The organism is Micromonospora fluostatini (assembly GCF_050410825.1).
Classification (GTDB): domain Bacteria; phylum Actinomycetota; class Actinomycetes; order Mycobacteriales; family Micromonosporaceae; genus Micromonospora; species Micromonospora rosaria.
Genome location: NZ_CP191251.1, coordinates 5,783,263 through 5,798,826, shown reverse-complemented (window position 1 = coordinate 5,798,826; position 15,564 = coordinate 5,783,263). Strand labels below are relative to the sequence as shown.

At 72.8% G+C, this 15,564-nt stretch carries 12 protein-coding genes; 10 read left to right on the top strand and 2 right to left on the bottom strand.

Annotated elements, in window-relative coordinates; translation table 11 throughout:
- Window positions 1-12: 12 nt before the first annotated feature.
- From murJ to ACQUFX_RS25695, 7 genes are all read left to right on the top strand, one after another.
- Window positions 13-1,755 carry a murein biosynthesis integral membrane protein MurJ gene (gene murJ / locus ACQUFX_RS25725; protein WP_428962820.1) on the top strand — a complete coding sequence of 581 codons (1,743 nt, stop codon included), beginning with the start codon at window positions 13-15 and terminating at the stop codon, window positions 1,753-1,755.
- A 466-nt stretch (window positions 1,756-2,221) separates the two neighbouring features.
- A complete protein-coding gene (locus tag ACQUFX_RS25720; RefSeq protein ID WP_428962819.1) occupies window positions 2,222-3,838 on the top strand; it encodes a protein kinase family protein in 1,617 nt (538 codons plus the stop codon).
- 28 nt (window positions 3,839-3,866) lie between these two features.
- Window positions 3,867-4,667: an RNA polymerase sigma factor SigM gene (gene sigM / locus ACQUFX_RS25715; RefSeq protein ID WP_428962818.1), complete on the top strand. Its 801-nt coding sequence runs from the start codon at window positions 3,867-3,869 to the stop codon at window positions 4,665-4,667.
- Entirely contained in the window at window positions 4,664-5,665 is a 1,002-nt protein-coding gene (locus ACQUFX_RS25710; protein ID WP_428962817.1) for a hypothetical protein, read from the top strand. The genes sigM and ACQUFX_RS25710 overlap by 4 nt, the downstream gene beginning before the upstream one ends.
- 192 nt (window positions 5,666-5,857) lie before the next feature.
- Window positions 5,858-6,808 (top strand): thioredoxin-disulfide reductase, encoded by a 951-nt coding sequence (gene trxB, locus ACQUFX_RS25705; protein ID WP_067366561.1) that lies wholly within the window; start codon window positions 5,858-5,860, stop codon window positions 6,806-6,808.
- 32 nt (window positions 6,809-6,840) lie between these two features.
- Window positions 6,841-7,164, top strand: a complete 324-nt coding sequence (trxA, locus tag ACQUFX_RS25700; protein WP_067366564.1) for a thioredoxin — start codon at window positions 6,841-6,843, stop codon at window positions 7,162-7,164.
- A 295-nt stretch (window positions 7,165-7,459) separates the two neighbouring features.
- Window positions 7,460-8,629 carry an N-acetylmuramoyl-L-alanine amidase gene (locus tag ACQUFX_RS25695; RefSeq protein WP_428962816.1) on the top strand — a complete coding sequence of 390 codons (1,170 nt, stop codon included), beginning with the start codon at window positions 7,460-7,462 and terminating at the stop codon, window positions 8,627-8,629.
- 23 nt (window positions 8,630-8,652) lie between these two features.
- On the opposite strand, the gene ACQUFX_RS25690 is transcribed toward ACQUFX_RS25695, so the two are convergent.
- Window positions 8,653-9,318, bottom strand: a complete 666-nt coding sequence (locus tag ACQUFX_RS25690) for a GNAT family N-acetyltransferase (protein WP_428962815.1) — start codon at window positions 9,316-9,318, stop codon at window positions 8,653-8,655.
- A 380-nt stretch (window positions 9,319-9,698) separates the two neighbouring features.
- On the opposite strand from ACQUFX_RS25690, the gene ACQUFX_RS25685 reads away from it, so the two are divergent.
- Together ACQUFX_RS25685 and ACQUFX_RS25680 are read left to right on the top strand one after the other, a co-directional pair.
- Complete coding sequence (locus ACQUFX_RS25685) at window positions 9,699-11,012, top strand: aminotransferase-like domain-containing protein (protein WP_428962814.1); 1,314 nt, start codon at window positions 9,699-9,701, stop codon at window positions 11,010-11,012.
- Window positions 11,013-11,019: 7 nt separating this feature from the next.
- On the top strand, window positions 11,020-12,039 hold the full coding sequence (locus ACQUFX_RS25680; RefSeq protein ID WP_428962813.1) for a D-alanine--D-alanine ligase family protein: 1,020 nt from the start codon (window positions 11,020-11,022) through the stop codon (window positions 12,037-12,039).
- A gap of 88 nt (window positions 12,040-12,127) precedes the next feature.
- Here ACQUFX_RS25680 and ACQUFX_RS25675 read toward each other — a convergent pair whose 3' ends face one another.
- The gene (locus ACQUFX_RS25675; protein WP_428962812.1) at window positions 12,128-12,706 is read right to left on the bottom strand and encodes a hypothetical protein; all 579 of its coding nucleotides are present in this window, start codon (window positions 12,704-12,706) and stop codon (window positions 12,128-12,130) included.
- Between the two features lie 1,054 nt (window positions 12,707-13,760).
- Here ACQUFX_RS25675 and ACQUFX_RS25670 point away from each other — a divergent pair.
- On the top strand, window positions 13,761-15,149 hold the full coding sequence (locus tag ACQUFX_RS25670) for an IS1380 family transposase (RefSeq protein WP_428962273.1): 1,389 nt from the start codon (window positions 13,761-13,763) through the stop codon (window positions 15,147-15,149).
- Window positions 15,150-15,564: the final 415 nt, after the last annotated feature.

The following is a 15,564-nucleotide window of genomic DNA, read 5'->3' as shown; positions in this document are numbered from 1 at the left end:
GGGAGGCGACAGATGAGCGGCGGGCTCTACCGCAGCGCGAACGCCGCGCAGGGTGGCTGGCCGCCGCCGGACGACGGGGCCACCTTCATCTCCGCCGAGCCGCTCAACCAGCCCGCCGTCGAGGCCACCGCGCCGCCCCAGGAGCAGGTCGCCGAGTCCAGCGCGGCGGCGAACAGCGCGATCATGGCGCTGGGCAGCCTGGTCAGCCGGGGTACCGGCTTCATCCGCAACCTGATGATCGGCGCCGCGCTGGGCAACCTCGTCGGCAACGTCTACACCACCGCGCAGTTCCTGCCCAACCAGGTGTACGAGTTCCTCCTCGGCGGGGTGCTCACCAGCGTGCTGATCCCGGTGCTGGTCCGGCGCAGCAAGACCGACCCGGACCGGGGCCAGGCGTACGCCCAGCGGCTGCTCACCCTGGCGGTGCTCGCGCTCGCCGCCGCCGTGCTGATCGCGGTGGTCGCGGCACCGGTGCTGACCACCCTCTACGCGGGCGGCAACGACGACGACTACACCGGCCTGGTCACCAAGCTCTCCTGGCTGATGCTGCCGATGCTGTTCTTCACCGGTTTGAGCGCGCTGATCGCCGCGGTGCTGAACACCCGGGGGCACTTCGCCGCGCCGATGTGGGCGCCGATCCTGAACAACCTGGTGGTCATCGGCGTCTTCGGCCTCTACATCGTGATCTTCGGGGCGGAGGCGCTCACCCCGGGCGACCTGGGCTGGGGGCAGATCCTGCTGGTCGGTGGCGGCACCCTGGCCGGGGTCGCGGTGCAGGCGATCGGCCTGCTGCCGGCGCTGCGCAAGGTGGGCTTCCGGTGGAAGCCCCGGTTCGACTTCGGCAAGCTGGGGCTCGCCGAGCTGGCCCGGCTCGGCGGCTGGATGTTCTGCTACGTCGCGGTCAACCAGCTCGGCCTCTTCGTGGTGGTCAACCTGCTCACCCGGGCGGCCGGCGAGGACAGCGCCGGTCTGCTGATCTACAACAACGTCTTCCTGTTGCTGATGATGGCGCACGGCATCATCGCCGTCTCGATCATCACCGCGCTGATGCCCCGGATGAGCGCCGCCGCCGCCGACGGCCGGTTCCACGACCTCACCGCCGACCTGTCCCGGGGCACCCGGATGGTCACCGCCGTCCTCGCCCCGATCGCGGTCTGCTACGCGGTGCTGGCCGCCCCGATCTCCGTGGTGGTTTTCCGGTACGGCGCGTTCACCGGCGAGAACGCGGTCGCCACCTCGACCGTGCTGCTGGTGGCGGCGATCGGTCTGGTGCCCTTCGCGATCAGCCAGCTCTTCATCTTCGCCTTCTACGCGCTGCCGGACACCCGCACCCCGGCGCTGGTGAACATCCCGGTGGTGGCGCTGCGGGTGCTGCTCCAGGTCGGGCTCTACATCGCCTTCTCGGCCACCTTCGCGGCGGCCGGCATGATGGTCGGCAACGCGGTCTCGTACGTGGCCGCGGCGATCTTCTCGGCCATGCTGCTCCGGCCCCGGGTGGGGCGGATCGGGCTCGGTGCGATCACCCGGACGATGGGCAAGGTGGTCGTCGCGGCCCTGGGCGCGGCGCTGGTCGGTCTGCTGGTGGTCAACCTGCTCCCCGGCGACCGGGAGAGCCTGGGCTGGGCGGCGGCGGCGGTGCAGCTCCTGGTCGGCGGCGCGGCGATCGGCGGGACGTACCTGGGCCTGGCCATGGTGCTGCGGATCGGCGAGATCACCGAGGTGGTCGGCATGGTCCGCCGCAAGCTCGGCCGCTGAGCCGGCGCGGGTGACCGGCGACCACACGCAGGGTGACGGGAAGCCGCACGAAGGGTGGCCGCCGGCCGCGCACGGAACGTGAGCGACGATCACCAGCCTGGGGATGAGCCTGTGGATAACCCAGCGTTTCGCGGGTGAGCCACCATTTCGGCCTGTGGATAACCAGCCGTACGGCTGAGGTTGGGGGGTCCGGCGGTGGGAATCCGGTCGGCGTGGTCGGGGCGGGGCGCGCACCGGCGACGTGCGGAGAACCTCTAGATTGGCCAGTACATGTGCCAGCAACGCGGCTGACAACGGTCGGAACCGGACAGAATGCCTGAGTTCTGACACCCCGCCGGGTACGGCGGAAAGATGACATGTCGGTGGGACGACCCAGCCGGGTAAGGTCGCTGTCGACGGATACGGCACCGCCGACGCCCCGCGTCGACCGGGCGACCGGTTCCAGCAAGGCAGAGCGGACAGCCACATGCCCAGCAGCGCGGGTCCATCGATCGACACGATCACCAAGGGAGGACGGGTGACCCAGGTCGGCGAGGGTCAGGAGACGGCGGAGAGCGCGCCGCCGGTCGCCACCTTCGGTGCTCCCACAGTCGGTGAGATCCTCGCCGAACGGTACGAGCTGGTCGAGCACATCAACAACGACAGCGCGGGCCGGCAGGTCTGGCGCGGGGTCGACGTCATCCTGCGCCGCCCCGTCGCGGTCGTGCTGCGCTACCCGGGTGGCGACTCCGCCACCGAGATGCTCCAGGCCGCCGTCGCCGCGAGCCGGGTCATCCACCCCAACCTGGTCGGCGTCTACGACGCGATCGACGAGGCCGACCGGGCGTACGTGGTCCGCGAGTGGGTGGACGGGCTGTCGCTGCGGGAGATGGTCGCCGACGGCCCGCTCGACCCGGCCCGCGCCACCGCGGTCGGCAACGCCGTGGCCAGCGCCCTGGCCGCCGTCCACGCCACCGGCATGGTGCACGGCAACGTGCACCCGGGCACCGTCATGATCAGCGACGACGGCCGGGTGGTGCTGGCCGACGCGCGGACCGACGGCGCGGACAGCCAGGAGAACGACATCCGGGCGATCGGCGGCATCCTCTACTTCGCCATGACCGGGCACTGGCCGCACACCGAGGTGCCGCTGCGCGGAGCCACCGCCGGGCACGGCCGGGCCGCCATCCCGGACGCGCTGCGCGACACCAGCGGCGTCCTCGCCGCGCCCCGCCAGATCCGCGCCGGGATCCCGGCGTACCTCGACGACCTGACCATGGACCTGCTCGACCCGGCGATCACCCCGACCTCGGCGGACGTGCTCACGGCCGAACTGTCCCGCCTGGACATCCCCGGCGAGGAGCAGTTCCTGGAGCCGACCGGGCCGCTGCGGTTCACCGCCGACACCGGTGACGAGCCCTCTCCGCTGGCCGCCGCCGGCGGCCGGAAGGTCGCCTTCGGCATCGCCGGCGTGCTCGCGGTCGCCCTGGTCGCGCTCCTCGTCGGGATCAGCGTGCTGGGTGGGGACGAGGACACGCCGACGCAGAACCTCCCCGCCGCCGCGCCGTCGGCCAGCGCGCCGGCCGCCGAGGACACCACCGCGCCCGCGCCGCAGGTCCGCAAGCTCGACATCGCCCGCGCCCAGATCATCGACCCGGACAGCCGGGACCGGGTCGGCCTCGACGGCGCCGAGAAGGTGTACGACGGCGACCAGGACGAGGGCTGGGCCACCCAGACGTACCGGGGCTCCGGGCGGTTCGGCAACTACAAGCGGGGCATGGGGGTCTGGATCGATCTCGGCGCCGAGCGGACCGTCAAGTCGGTGCAGGTGAACCTCTCCGCCGTCGGTGCCTCCGCCGCGCTCTACGCCGGCACCGCGCCGGTCAGCGGCTCCTCGAACCAGGCCGACGACCAGTTGCTGACGTCGTACGAGAAGAACCCGATCGGCCAGCCGTTCGAGGAGCACGACGGCACCACCATGACCTTCAACGGCTTCGACGCCGACAAGAAGTACCGCTACCTGATGTTCTGGCTGATCGAGCTGCCGCCGAGCGACGGCGGGTACAAGGTCGGCGTCCAGGAGATCACGGTCCAGGGGTCGTGAGTGGGGCTCGTCGCGGCACCGGCCGGGCATGGTGATGACCGGCGGTGACCGTACTCCCGGCCCGGTGGCGAACGGGTCGCCGACCGGCGCCACCTCGTACGCCGGCACCGGGTCGTCCGTGCCGGCCCAGCCCGGCCTGACGCCCGAGGCGTCGGATCTCGACCTGCTCCGCGCACACGCCGCCGGGGACCGGGGCGCCTTCGCCGAGCTGTTCCACCGGCACCGGGACCGGCTCTGGGCGGTGGCGCTGCGGACCGTCGGCGACCGCGAGGAGGCCGCCGACGCGCTCCAGGACGCCATGCTGTCGGCCCACCGGGCCGCCGCCCGGTTCCGGGGTGACGCGGCCGTGACGACCTGGCTGCACCGGATCGTGGTGAACGCCTGCCTGGACCGGATCAGGCGTCGGCAGGCCCACCCGACGGTGCCGCTGCCCGACGGCGGGCGCGCCGGGGACGGCGACCGGGCGACCGGCGGCGTCGAGCCGGTGGCCCCCGCCCGGGACCACGACACCGCCCTGGTCGTCCGGCAGGCCCTGGCGGAGCTGCCGGTGGAGCAGCGGGCCGCCCTCGTCCTGGTCGACGTGCAGGGGTACCCCGTCGCCGAGGTGGCCCGGATCCTGGGCGTCGCCGAGGGCACGGTCAAGAGCCGGTGCGCCCGGGGACGGGCCCGGCTGGCGATCATGCTCGGGCACCTCCGGCCGACCACCGGCGCCGGCCGGCCCGCCGCGCCGGACGTGCCGTCGGTCACCGGTGGGAACCCACAGCCGGCGGAGGGCGTCGGATCAGCGTCGGGGCTTTCCCGGCAGGACGCCATCGGGGAGGAACCGTGACGGCCGGGGAGTTCCGGGAGGTCGATCTCGACCTGCTCGCCGACTACCTGGGCGGAGCGCTGGACGGCACGCCGGAGGAGGCCGTCGTCGCGCGCCTGGTCGCCGACGACCCCGCCTGGGCCGACGCCCACGCGGCGCTGGTGCCCGCGTTCGCGGCGGTCCGGGCCGACCTGGCCGACTGGGGTACGCCCCCGCCCGTGGCCCCGCCCGCCGTGGTCGACCGGATCACCGCCGCCCTCGCCGCGCAGCCGTCCGCCCCCACCGTCGAGCAGCACCGCAGCGATCCGGTGGTGGCCGGCGCCCGGCACACCCCGGCCGACGAGCCGGCCGCGGCCGGGGCCACCACCACGGTCCCCGCCGCCCGGCCGGGCACCCGGCGGCCGGCGGAGGGTCCGGGCGGGCAGACCGGTCCGGGCCGGCGGCGACGCCGCTGGCTGCGCGGTGCCGGTCCGGTCGCGGTCGCGGCGGTGTCGCTCGCGGCCGTCGGGCTCGGCGTGCACCAGTGGTGGCCGCAGAGCCAGGACAGCCAGGTGGCCGACACGGCGATGACCGAGGCGGCACCCGGTGCCCCGGAGGCCGCCGCCCCGATGTCCGCCCTGCCGTTCGTCCTGACCGCCGTGCCGGGCCAGGGCAGCGGGCGCGACTACACCCCGACGGTCCTGGCCGGCGAGGGCGTCGTCGCGCCGAAGGGGTCGGCGGCGTCCGCGTCGACGCCGGACGACACCACGACCGGGGAGCCGTCGAGGGCGCTGCCCGACGCGCTGGACCGGCTCACCGGGCGGCCCGCGCTGGAGCGGTGCCTCGCCGGGATCGTCGCCGAGCACGGCGGGGCCCCGGTCACCGTCGAAGTGCTCGACTACGCCACCTTCGAGGGACGGCCGGCGCTGGTCGTCGAGTTCGTGGACGCCACCGGCGCCCGGTGGGCCTGGGCCAGCGGTCCGCAGTGTGGCCTCGACGGCTCCGACGCGGACACCCGCTACCGGACGCGGGTAGGGTGAGGTCGCGGTCATCCGGCGGTGACCGTCCACGTGACGTGACCCACCGGCTGACCGGTTCGGGAATCCCCGCTCTTACCATGACGTTCTGCAAGTCAGCCGCCGGCGTCGCTGAACCGTCGGCACACGGATCGGCACCTCACCCGGCGTCCCCCCGCCGGAGGCGGTGGCGACGACACACATCGGGAGACGGCAGTGGAAGACGTCCGTAACCTCATCATCATCGGCTCCGGGCCGACGGGTTACACGGCGGCGGTCTACGCCGCCCGCGCCAACCTGAAGCCCCTGGTCATCGAGGGCGTGCAGTCCGGCGGTGCGCTGATGACGACCACCGAGGTGGAGAACTTCCCCGGCTTCGCCGACGGCATCCTCGGCCCCGAGCTGATGGACAACATGCGCAAGCAGGCCGAGCGCTTCGGCGCGGAGTTCCTCACCGACGACGTGACCCGGGTCGAGCTGGTGGACACCGGCGCGACCGGCTCCGACGCCGTCAGCACCGTCTGGGTGGGCGAGACCGCGTACCGGGCCCGCGCCGTCATCCTGGCCACCGGCTCCGCCTGGCGTCCGCTGGGCGTGCCGGGCGAGCAGGAGTACCTCGGACACGGCGTGTCGTCCTGCGCCACCTGCGACGGCTTCTTCTTCCGCAACCAGCACATCATCGTGGTCGGTGGGGGCGACTCGGCGATGGAGGAGGCCAGCTTCCTGACCCGGTTCGCCGAGTCGGTGACCATCGTGCACCGCCGGGACTCGTTCCGGGCCAGCAAGATCATGGCCGAGCGGGCGCTCGGCAACGAGAAGATCAAGGTCGAGTGGAACACCGTGGTCGAGGAGATCCTCGGCGCCGACGGCAAGGTCACCGGTGCCCGGGTGCGCAACGTGCACACCGGCGAGAGCAAGGTTCTCGACGTCACCGGCGTCTTCGTCGCCATCGGCCACGACCCGCGCAGCGAACTCTTCCGGGGTCAGGTCGACCTCGACGACGAGGGGTACGTCAAGGTCGACTCGCCGAGCACCCGGACCAGCGTGCCCGGTGTCTTCGCCGCCGGTGACCTGGTCGACCACACCTACCGACAGGCGATCACCGCCGCCGGGACCGGCTGCGCCGCCGCGCTCGACGCCGAGCGGTTCATCGCCACCCTGGGCTGACCAAACCGACACACACCCGGAGGAGGGGCATAGTGGGAGCAACGAGAGCGGTCACCGACGCCAGTTTCGCCAGTGACGTGCTGAAGTCCGACAAGCCGGTGCTGGTGGACTTCTGGGCCGAGTGGTGCGCGCCGTGCCGCAAGGTCTCGCCACTGCTGGAGGAGATCGCGGGCGAGATGGGGGACCAGGTCACCATCGTCAAGCTCAACATCGACGAGAACCCGGAGACGGCGCGGGCGTACCGGGTGATGTCGGTGCCGACCCTCACCGTGTTCAAGGACGGCGAGCCGGTGCAGTCGATCGCCGGTGCCAAGCCCAAGGGCGACCTGGTCAAGCTGATCCAGTCCGCGCTCTGACCCGCCACACCCAGAGACCCCCGTCGCCCACTCCGGGTGACGGGGGTCTCTGGTCTTCCCCGGCGCCCGCCTCCGCCGCTTGCGCCCCGGCCGGGGCAGTCCGCCGGGGCGGCGAGGTTTCCGGGGGCGGCCGGGCGGGAAGATTCCGGCGACCGACGCATCGTGGCAACGCACCGCGCGTCGCCAGCCGCCGGGATACGCTCCCTAGGCAGTCGAAACCAGGGCATTTCGGCTGCCTCCGGTCCGTTCGGCCACGACGTCCGGCCAGCCAGCATCCGCGAAGAGGGGGTCGTGCGTGCGTCCGATCCGACCCGGCGACCAGGGCACCGCGGTACGGGAGATCCGCGCCGTCCTGACCGGCCTGGACCTGCTCGCCCCCGCCGACGGGCGCACCTCCTGCGACGAGTTCGACGCCGACACCGAACGGGCGGTCCGGGCCTTCCAGCAGTCCCGGGGGCTCAGCGCGGACGGCCGGGTCGGGGAGGAGACCTGGCGGGCGCTGGACGCGGCGCGCTGGCGGTTCGGTGCCCGCACCCTCTACCACGCCGTACCCGAGCCGCTGATCGGCGAGGACGTCCGCTCGTTGCAGGAACGGCTGCTGGAGATGGGGTACGACGTGGGCCGGGCGGACGCCATCTACGGCATCCGCACCTCCCGCGCGGTGGCCCAGTTCCAGCGGGAGGTGGGGCTGAAACCGGACGGCTCGTGCGGGCCGCACACCATGGGCGCGCTGCGCCGGCTCGGCCGCAAGGTGGTCGGCGGACGCCCCCAGTGGCTGCGCGAGTCCGACGCCATCCGCCAGTCCGGTCCCACCCTGGTCGGCCGGACCGTGGTCGTCGACCCCGGGCACGGCGGCACCGACCCCGGCGTGGTGGTACCGGACGGCCTGCTCCGCTGGACCGAGGCGGACCTGGTGCACGACCTGGCCAGCCGGCTGGAGGGCCGGCTCGCCGCCGCCGGGGTAAGGGTCCAGCTCACCCGGGGGCCCGCCCCGCGTACCTGCCTGCCGGACACCGACCGGGCGCAGCTCGCCAACTCCCTCGGCGCGGACGTGTTCATCTCGCTGCACGCCGACCGGCACGCCAACCCGGCCGCCGAGGGGGTCGCCACCTACCACTACGGCACCGACAACGGGGTCACCTCGGCCACCGGGGAACGCCTCGCCGGCCTGGTGCAGCGGGAGATCGTCGCCCGCACCGGGCTACGGGACTGCCGTTCCCACGCCAAGGCGTGGGACCTGCTGCGACTGACCCGGATGCCGGCGGTACGGGTGGAGGTCGGGTACCTCACCTCGCCGGCGGACCGGGGACGGCTGGTCGACCCCCGGTTCCGCGACCGGGTGGCCGAGGCGATCGTCGCCGCGGTCCAGCGGATGTACCTGCCCATCGAGCGGGACGTGCCGACCGGCTCGATCGACGTCAGCGAACTGCGGGCGGCGGTGGCCGCCGGCCGGGTGCCGAACTGACCAGGGTGCCACCGGACGGCCGGTCAGCCCGGGGTGGAACGGGTGGCCGGCGCCGGGCGGACCGGGCGCAGCAGCGTCTCCGGGCTCATCGACCCGAGCAGCTTCTCCAACGCGTACTCGACGTCGGACTTCCAGCTCAGCGCCGTCCGCAGCTCCAGCCGCAGGCGGGGGTAGCGCGGGTGCGGCCGGACCGTCTTGAAACCCACGGAGAGGAAGAAGTCCGCCGGGGCCAGGCAGCCGCCCGTCCGGTCGTCGGAGTCACCGAACTTGGCGTCCCCGAACGCCTCGATCGCCTTGATGCCCCGCTTGGTCAGGTCCCGGGCGACGCCCTGCACCAGCATCCGGCCCAACCCGCCCCCGGCGAAGTTGGGCACCACGTGCGCCATGGTCAGCAGCGCCGCGTCGGCGGAGACCGGGGAGGTGGGGAAGGCCATCGAGCGGGGGACGTACGCCGGTGGGGCGTACATGACGAAGCCGGCCGGCATCCCGTCGACGTAGACGAGCTTGCCGCAGGAGCCCCACTCCAGGAGGGTCTGCGAGACCCACGCCTCCTTCTCCAGCCCGGGGTCACCGGCCGCGCAGGCCCGCTCGGCGGAGACCGGGTCCAGCTCCCAGTGGACGCACTGCCGGCACCGGGTGGGCAGGTCCTCCAGGGTGTCGAGAGTCAGGCTGACCAGGCGTCGCGACATTGGCGCATCCCCACAGTAGGCTCGGAGGTGGGTCCGGCACGGGACGACCAAGCCGACATCGCCCCGCCCGGCGGCAACGGACCCCCGCCCGGCGACGACGGGACGCCGCCGCACTCGTCTGCCTCCGACAGGCGATGGTACGCCGTCCACGGCCCGTACGGGAGCCGACGCGCAAACCCGCCGCCGGTGCCCCGCCCGCCGGGCCGGCCCGGACGCGCCGGCCCCACCGGAGGTCCGGGATGTGGACGATCTGTCCGCCGTGCCGACGGACCTGGTCGGACGGGACTAGGATCGACCAACCGGTGTCCGCGCCGCCATGGCCGCCGGTCCCCCGGGTACCCGGGGCGGGGAGCCTCCCGAGACGCGATCGAGGTGATGTCATGACCGGCACGACGCTCGACGACTACACCGACCGGTACGCCCGGCGGGTCCGAGGCATGACCGCCTCGGAGATCCGGGCACTCTTCGCCGTCGCCAGCCGCCCCGAGGTGGTCTCCCTCGCCGGTGGCGCCCCCTACATCGCCGCGCTGCCGCTGGACGCGGTCGGCGAGATGCTCGGCAAGCTCGGCGCGGAGCACGGCACCACCACCCTCCAGTACGGCATCGGCCAGGGCACCCTGGAGCTGCGGGAACGGATATGCGAGGTGATGGCGCTCTCCGGCATCGACGCCGCCTGCGGCGCCTCCCCGGAGGACGTGGTGGTGACCGTCGGCGGTCAGCAGGCGCTCGACCTGGTGGCCCGGCTCTTCCTGGACCCGGGTGACGTGGTGCTCGCCGAGGGGCCGACCTACGTCGGCGCACTCGGGGTGTTCCAGGCCGCCCAGGCCCAGGTCGTGCACGTCCCCATGGACGACCAGGGGCTGGTCCCCGAGGCCCTGGAGGTGGCCATCGCCGACGTGGCCCGCTCCGGCCGCCGGGCGAAGTTCCTCTACACCATCCCGACGTACCAGAACCCGGCCGGCGTGACGCTGAGCGAGGAGCGCCGGGAGCGGGTGCTCGACATCTGCGAGCGGGCCGGCCTGCTGGTGGTCGAGGACGACCCGTACGGCCAGCTCGGCTTCGAGGGGGACGCGCCGCGACCGCTGCGGGCCCGCCGCCGGGACGGCGTCTTCTACCTCAGCACCTTCTCCAAGACCTTCGCCCCGGGCCTGCGGGTGGGCTGGATCCTCGCCCCGCACGCGGTCCGCGACAAGCTGGTCATCGCCAGCGAGGCGCAGATCCTCTGCCCCAGCGCGTACGCGCAGAGCGCCGTCGCCACCTACCTGGGCACCATGCCGTGGCGGGAGCAGCTCAAGGTCTACCGGGAGGTCTACCGGGAACGCCGGGACGCGCTGCTGGGCGCGCTGACGGACCTGATGCCGGCCGGTACCACCTGGACCCGGCCGGCCGGCGGGCTCTTCGTCTGGGCCACCCTGCCCGAGGGCCTCGACGCCAAGGCGATGATGCCCCGGGCGATCGCCGCCCGGGTCGCGTACGTCCCGGGTACCGGCTTCTTCGCCGACGGCACGGGCGCCGGGAACATGCGGCTGAACTTCTCCTTCCCGTCGCCGGAGCGGATCCGGGAGGGGGTCCGCCGGCTGGCCTCGGTGATGGAGCAGGACATCGCGATGCGCCGGGTCTTCGGCGCGGTCGGCGACCCCGCCCCGCGCCGCAGGCAGACCGGTGCGGACACCCCCGGACCTGACTTGGCATGATTCCGGCATGGGTGCCACCGCTGCCGAACGATCCGTCGTGACCGGTTCCACCATCAGCTCGGACGACCGTGCCGACGCCACCGACCTGCACGTGCTGGTCCTGGCCGGGGGTCTCTCCTACGAGCGGGACGTGTCGCTGCGCTCCGGCCGCCGGGTCCTGGACGCGCTGCGCGCCGCCGGGCTGGAGGCGGAGTTGCGGGACGCCGACGTCGCGCTCCTGCCGGCGGTGACCGCCGACCCGCCGGACGCGGTGGTCATCGCGCTGCACGGGGCCACCGGTGAGGACGGCTCGCTGCGGGGCGTCCTCGACCTCTGCGGCATCCCCTACGTCGGGTGCGACGCCCGGGCCGCCCGACTGGCCTGGGACAAGCCCTCGGCGAAGGCGGTGCTGCGCGAGGCCGGCATCCCCACCCCGGACTGGGTGGCGCTGCCGCACGACCGCTTCTCCGAACTGGGCGCGGTGGCGGTGCTCGACCGGATCGTGGACCGGCTCGGCCTGCCGCTGATGGTCAAGCCCGCGCAGGGCGGCTCCGGGCTCGGCGCCGCGGTGGTCCGCGACTCCGCGTCCCTGCCGGCCGCGATGGTCGGTTGTTTCGCGTACGACTCCACGGCGCTGGTCGAGCGGTACGTCACCGGAATGGACGTGGCGGTGTCCGTGGTCGACCTGGGCGACGGCCCGCAGGCGCTGCCGCCGGTCGAGATCGTCCCCCGCAACGGGGTGTACGACTACGCGGCCCGGTACACCGCCGGCCGGACCACCTGGCACGCGCCCGCCCGGCTCGACCCGGCGGTGACCCGGGAGGTCGCCGAGGTGGCACTGGCCGCCCACACCGCCCTCGGGCTGCGCGACCTCTCCCGGGTGGACCTGATCGTGGACGCCGACGGCCGGCCGAACGTGCTGGAGGTCAGCGTCTCACCGGGGATGACCGAAACCTCGCTGCTGCCGCTGGCGGTGCAGGCGGCCGGGCTGGACTTCGGTCGGGTCCTCGGGTCGCTGGTCGCGCGGGCCGCCGCCCGCCGCCCCTGAGGCCGATCCCCGCCGCAGTTCCCGGCTGGCGCTGCCGTCCGCCGTACCCGTTCGTCTCCTGAGCGGGTTCGGTGCGGTCGGGTGCCGGTCAGGGCAGTTCGTCGGCCGCCTCGATAACCGAGGAGCCTTCGTCTTCCTCCTTGGCGCCGGTGTCGGCGGCGGCTGCGGTGCCCAGACTCGACGGCGCCTGCCACTGGATCCGGGGCGGCTCGGCCAGTGGCCGTCCCTCGAACTCGGCGAGCCACGCGGCGACCATGGCGAGGTTCTCCCGCCACTGCCCCTCGGAGATGGGGGGCAGGATCGAGTCCCAGAGGGAGAGGAAGGTCCCGCGAAGCTGGAGCCGCCCGTACGGGCGGGCGAGGAACCACATGTGGAAGTGGGACGAGCCGTCACCCCACCGGTTCACGTGAACCCGGGCCACCCCGTCCAGCGACCGGATGGCCCGCTCCAGCCGTACCGTCATCACCCCCAACTCGGCGGCGAGCAGGTTCGGCAGGTCCCCGAGGTCGAGGTGGGACCGGGACTCCAGGATGAGGACCATCGGCAGGCCGGTCGGCCGGTCCATGGCCCGTACCCGCCACCGCTCACCCACCCAGATGTACGCGTCGTCCGGCGCGCTGCACGCGGTGCACTCCCGCTGCCCTTCACCCTTGCGGGGAGGTTCCACCGGGACGGGGTCTTCGAGCTGCTTGACCCGCAGCTCCCCCTCGAAGGGGAATGACGGCCACTGAGTGAAATCCGGCACTGCGGGAGGGGTTTCGTGCACGACGCTGACCCTAACCGAGTCCGGGGGCGCTGTCCCTACCCCGGGCAACCGGATCTTCATCCGGGCACCGGGGGCGGCCGACCGAGCGTTGTCCACAGCATGGTGATCCTTCAACACACGCCGTCATCCACAGGCTCGCACCCCGATTGACGCGCTGTTTCACGTGAAACGAGTGAGCCTGTGGAAAACCGCTGTGGATAACTTCGCGGAGGAAGCACCGGCTGTGGACAGCCGTCCCGTTTGCTGATCTTGGGGATGGCCGCGCAGCGGACCACCCGGATGGGTCCGTCGCCCCGGCCCTGGTCCTACCGGCCCGGCTGTGCTCCCTGTCGAGGGACGACGGTGTCCACCGCCCGGCCAGCGCCCCTTCGAGCCATCCCTCCTGATGACCCTCGGATACCTCGGCCTCGCGGGCGGTCCGGCCTGTGGATGCCGCTCGTGCCCGGCACAGCCGGCCGAGAGCGAGGCCGGTAGGGACGGCATGGGAGCCTCCGGGCGGACTCCGGGTGCTCGACCCGGACTCGCCGAGTCTGCGGCGAGCCAGTCCTTGCCGAGGGGTCCAGGCGGTCCGACTCGGTATCCCTTGGCCGGTGAAGCGAGGCTGGTGTCCGAGTGGTGCGGTCGGTGAGGAGCGCAGCCGGGCCCCGACAGATGCTCGACGGCACGGCATCCGCCCGTCCGCCGCGTACGAGGCGTCCCCGGTTATCCACAGGCCTTCTCCCGAGCCGGCTCGCGTACGGCGGCTGACCGCCAGGCCCTGGCCGCTCCGCCGACGGCAGGTCGCTCGTCCCTGTCCGCCCGCAGTCTTCTCTGCTTCCTCGTCTCGCACCCTCTGAGCCTCGATCCACCGATGAAGGCTGGGTTGGCGAGACCCCGTAGACAGAAGGTGCCCCTTGAGCTGGAAGGATAGGAGTTCTCACGCTTCTATCGTTCGGCTCGAAAGGGCACCTCGCAGGTGAGATTACGCCATGACGCGCCGGTGGTGCGCGCGACGTTTGATGATCCGAATCTGGTGTCGTGTGCCGGGCTGGTGCCGGTGATGCGGCTGGCCGAGCGGGCCGGTCTGCATGACGCGGTCACCGACCGGTTGAGCCTGCCGACGGACAAGGGCGCGAACCCGGCCGGGAAGGTCGCCACGATCATCGCGGGGATGCTCGCCGGTGCGGACAGCATCGACGACCTCGACGTGACCCGGCACGGCGGCATGCGGTCGCTGTTCACCAGCGTGTACGCGCCCTCGACACTCGGCTCGTTCCTGCGCACGTTCACCCATGGGCATGTGCGGCAGTTGCAGGCCGCCGCCCGAGACACGTTGATCGGCCTGGCTCGGCGGGCACCACTGCTGGCCGGCGCCGACACGCTGTGTTTTGTGGACATCGATTCGATGCTGCGGCGGGTGTTCGGCAAGCGCAAGCAGGGCATCGGGTTCGGCCACGCCAAGGTCGGCGGCTACAACGTCTGGCTGCGCGGCTACAACCCTGTGGTGGCGACGTTGTCCACGCCGTTGTCGGTGCCGGTGATCGCCGCCACCCGACTGCGCGCCGGTAACGCCGGCTCGGCCCGCGGTGCGGCCAGCATGATCGCCGAGGCGATCACCACGGCCCGCTCGTGCGGCGCAACGGGGGAGATCGTGGTGCGCGCCGACTCGGCGTTCTACGCCAAGACCGTCATCGCCGCCTGCCGCCGCCGCAAGGTGCGGTTCTCACTCACCACCCGGATCGACGCGAAGATCCGCACCGCCTGCGAGAGCATCACGGACGCCCAGTGGATCGACATCAAGTATCCGCAGGCCGTCTGGGACGACGACGCCGGAAGGTGGATCTCCGACGCGCAGATCGCCGAGACCGAGTACACCGCGTTCGCCGGCACCCGCCACCAGATCACCGCCCGGCTGATCGTGCGCCGCGTCCGCCGCGACGACCCCGCCCAGGCCCCGGGCCAGGAAGAACTGCTGCCCACCTACCGGTATCACGCGGTGTTCACCGACAGCCCCTACACGCTCGTGCAGGCCGAAGCCCAGCACCGCCAACACGCGATCATCGAGCAGGTCAACGCCGACCTGATCGCCGGACCCCTCGCGCACCTGCCCTCGGGCCGGTTCAGCGCGAACGACACCTGGCTGACCTGCGCCGGCATCGCCCACAACCTCACCCGCGCCGCCGGACACCTCGCCGCCGGCGCCTGGGCGACCGCCCGCCCGGCCACCATCCGCACCCGGATCATCAACGTCGCCGCCCGCCTCGCCCACCGGGCCCGCACCATCATCGTGCACCTACCCGAGCACTGGCCCTGGCAAGCAGCGCTCGACAACCTCTACACCGCCGTCGGGCCGGCACCCGGCTGACCACGACCCACCAGCCGGAACCAGGCGGCCCGACCACAGGCCACAACCCCCGCTACCCGCCCCGAACCACCCAACCGGAGCAAGCCGATCACGTAATCGGCGGCTCCCACACACCCTGCCGAATCACCAATCACAAAAAGATCAATTGGCCATCAGCGGCAACCGCATCGGTGGATCGAGGCTGAGCCGTCACGCCCCGGCCCAGGGGCGGGATGTCCGTCAGGTACTCCGAGGTCGGCGACGCTCGGGGTCGTCCCGGTACAGGCTTGGTGCCTGCCCTCGCTGGTGTGGGGACGGCGAGCGGGCTGTCGTGGTCTACGGACGAAAAACTGGCGGGGGTATCCCTTGGCCGGCGTTTCACGTGAAACCGCGCCCAGGACGCCGCTGGGCCCGCGTCCCGACGGCTCAATCCGCC

Bases quoted from the DNA above. Each gene is read 5' to 3' on its own strand.
- murJ (WP_428962820.1), top strand. From the start codon at position 13: ATGAGCGGCGGGCTCTACCGCAGCGCGAACGCCGCGCAGGGTGGCTGG.
- ACQUFX_RS25720 (WP_428962819.1), top strand. From the start codon at position 2,222: ATGCCCAGCAGCGCGGGTCCATCGATCGACACGATCACCAAGGGAGGA.
- sigM (WP_428962818.1), top strand. From the start codon at position 3,867: ATGGTGATGACCGGCGGTGACCGTACTCCCGGCCCGGTGGCGAACGGG.
- ACQUFX_RS25690 (WP_428962815.1), bottom strand. From the start codon at position 9,318: ATGTCGCGACGCCTGGTCAGCCTGACTCTCGACACCCTGGAGGACCTG.
- ACQUFX_RS25685 (WP_428962814.1), top strand. From the start codon at position 9,699: ATGACCGGCACGACGCTCGACGACTACACCGACCGGTACGCCCGGCGG.
- ACQUFX_RS25680 (WP_428962813.1), top strand. From the start codon at position 11,020: ATGGGTGCCACCGCTGCCGAACGATCCGTCGTGACCGGTTCCACCATC.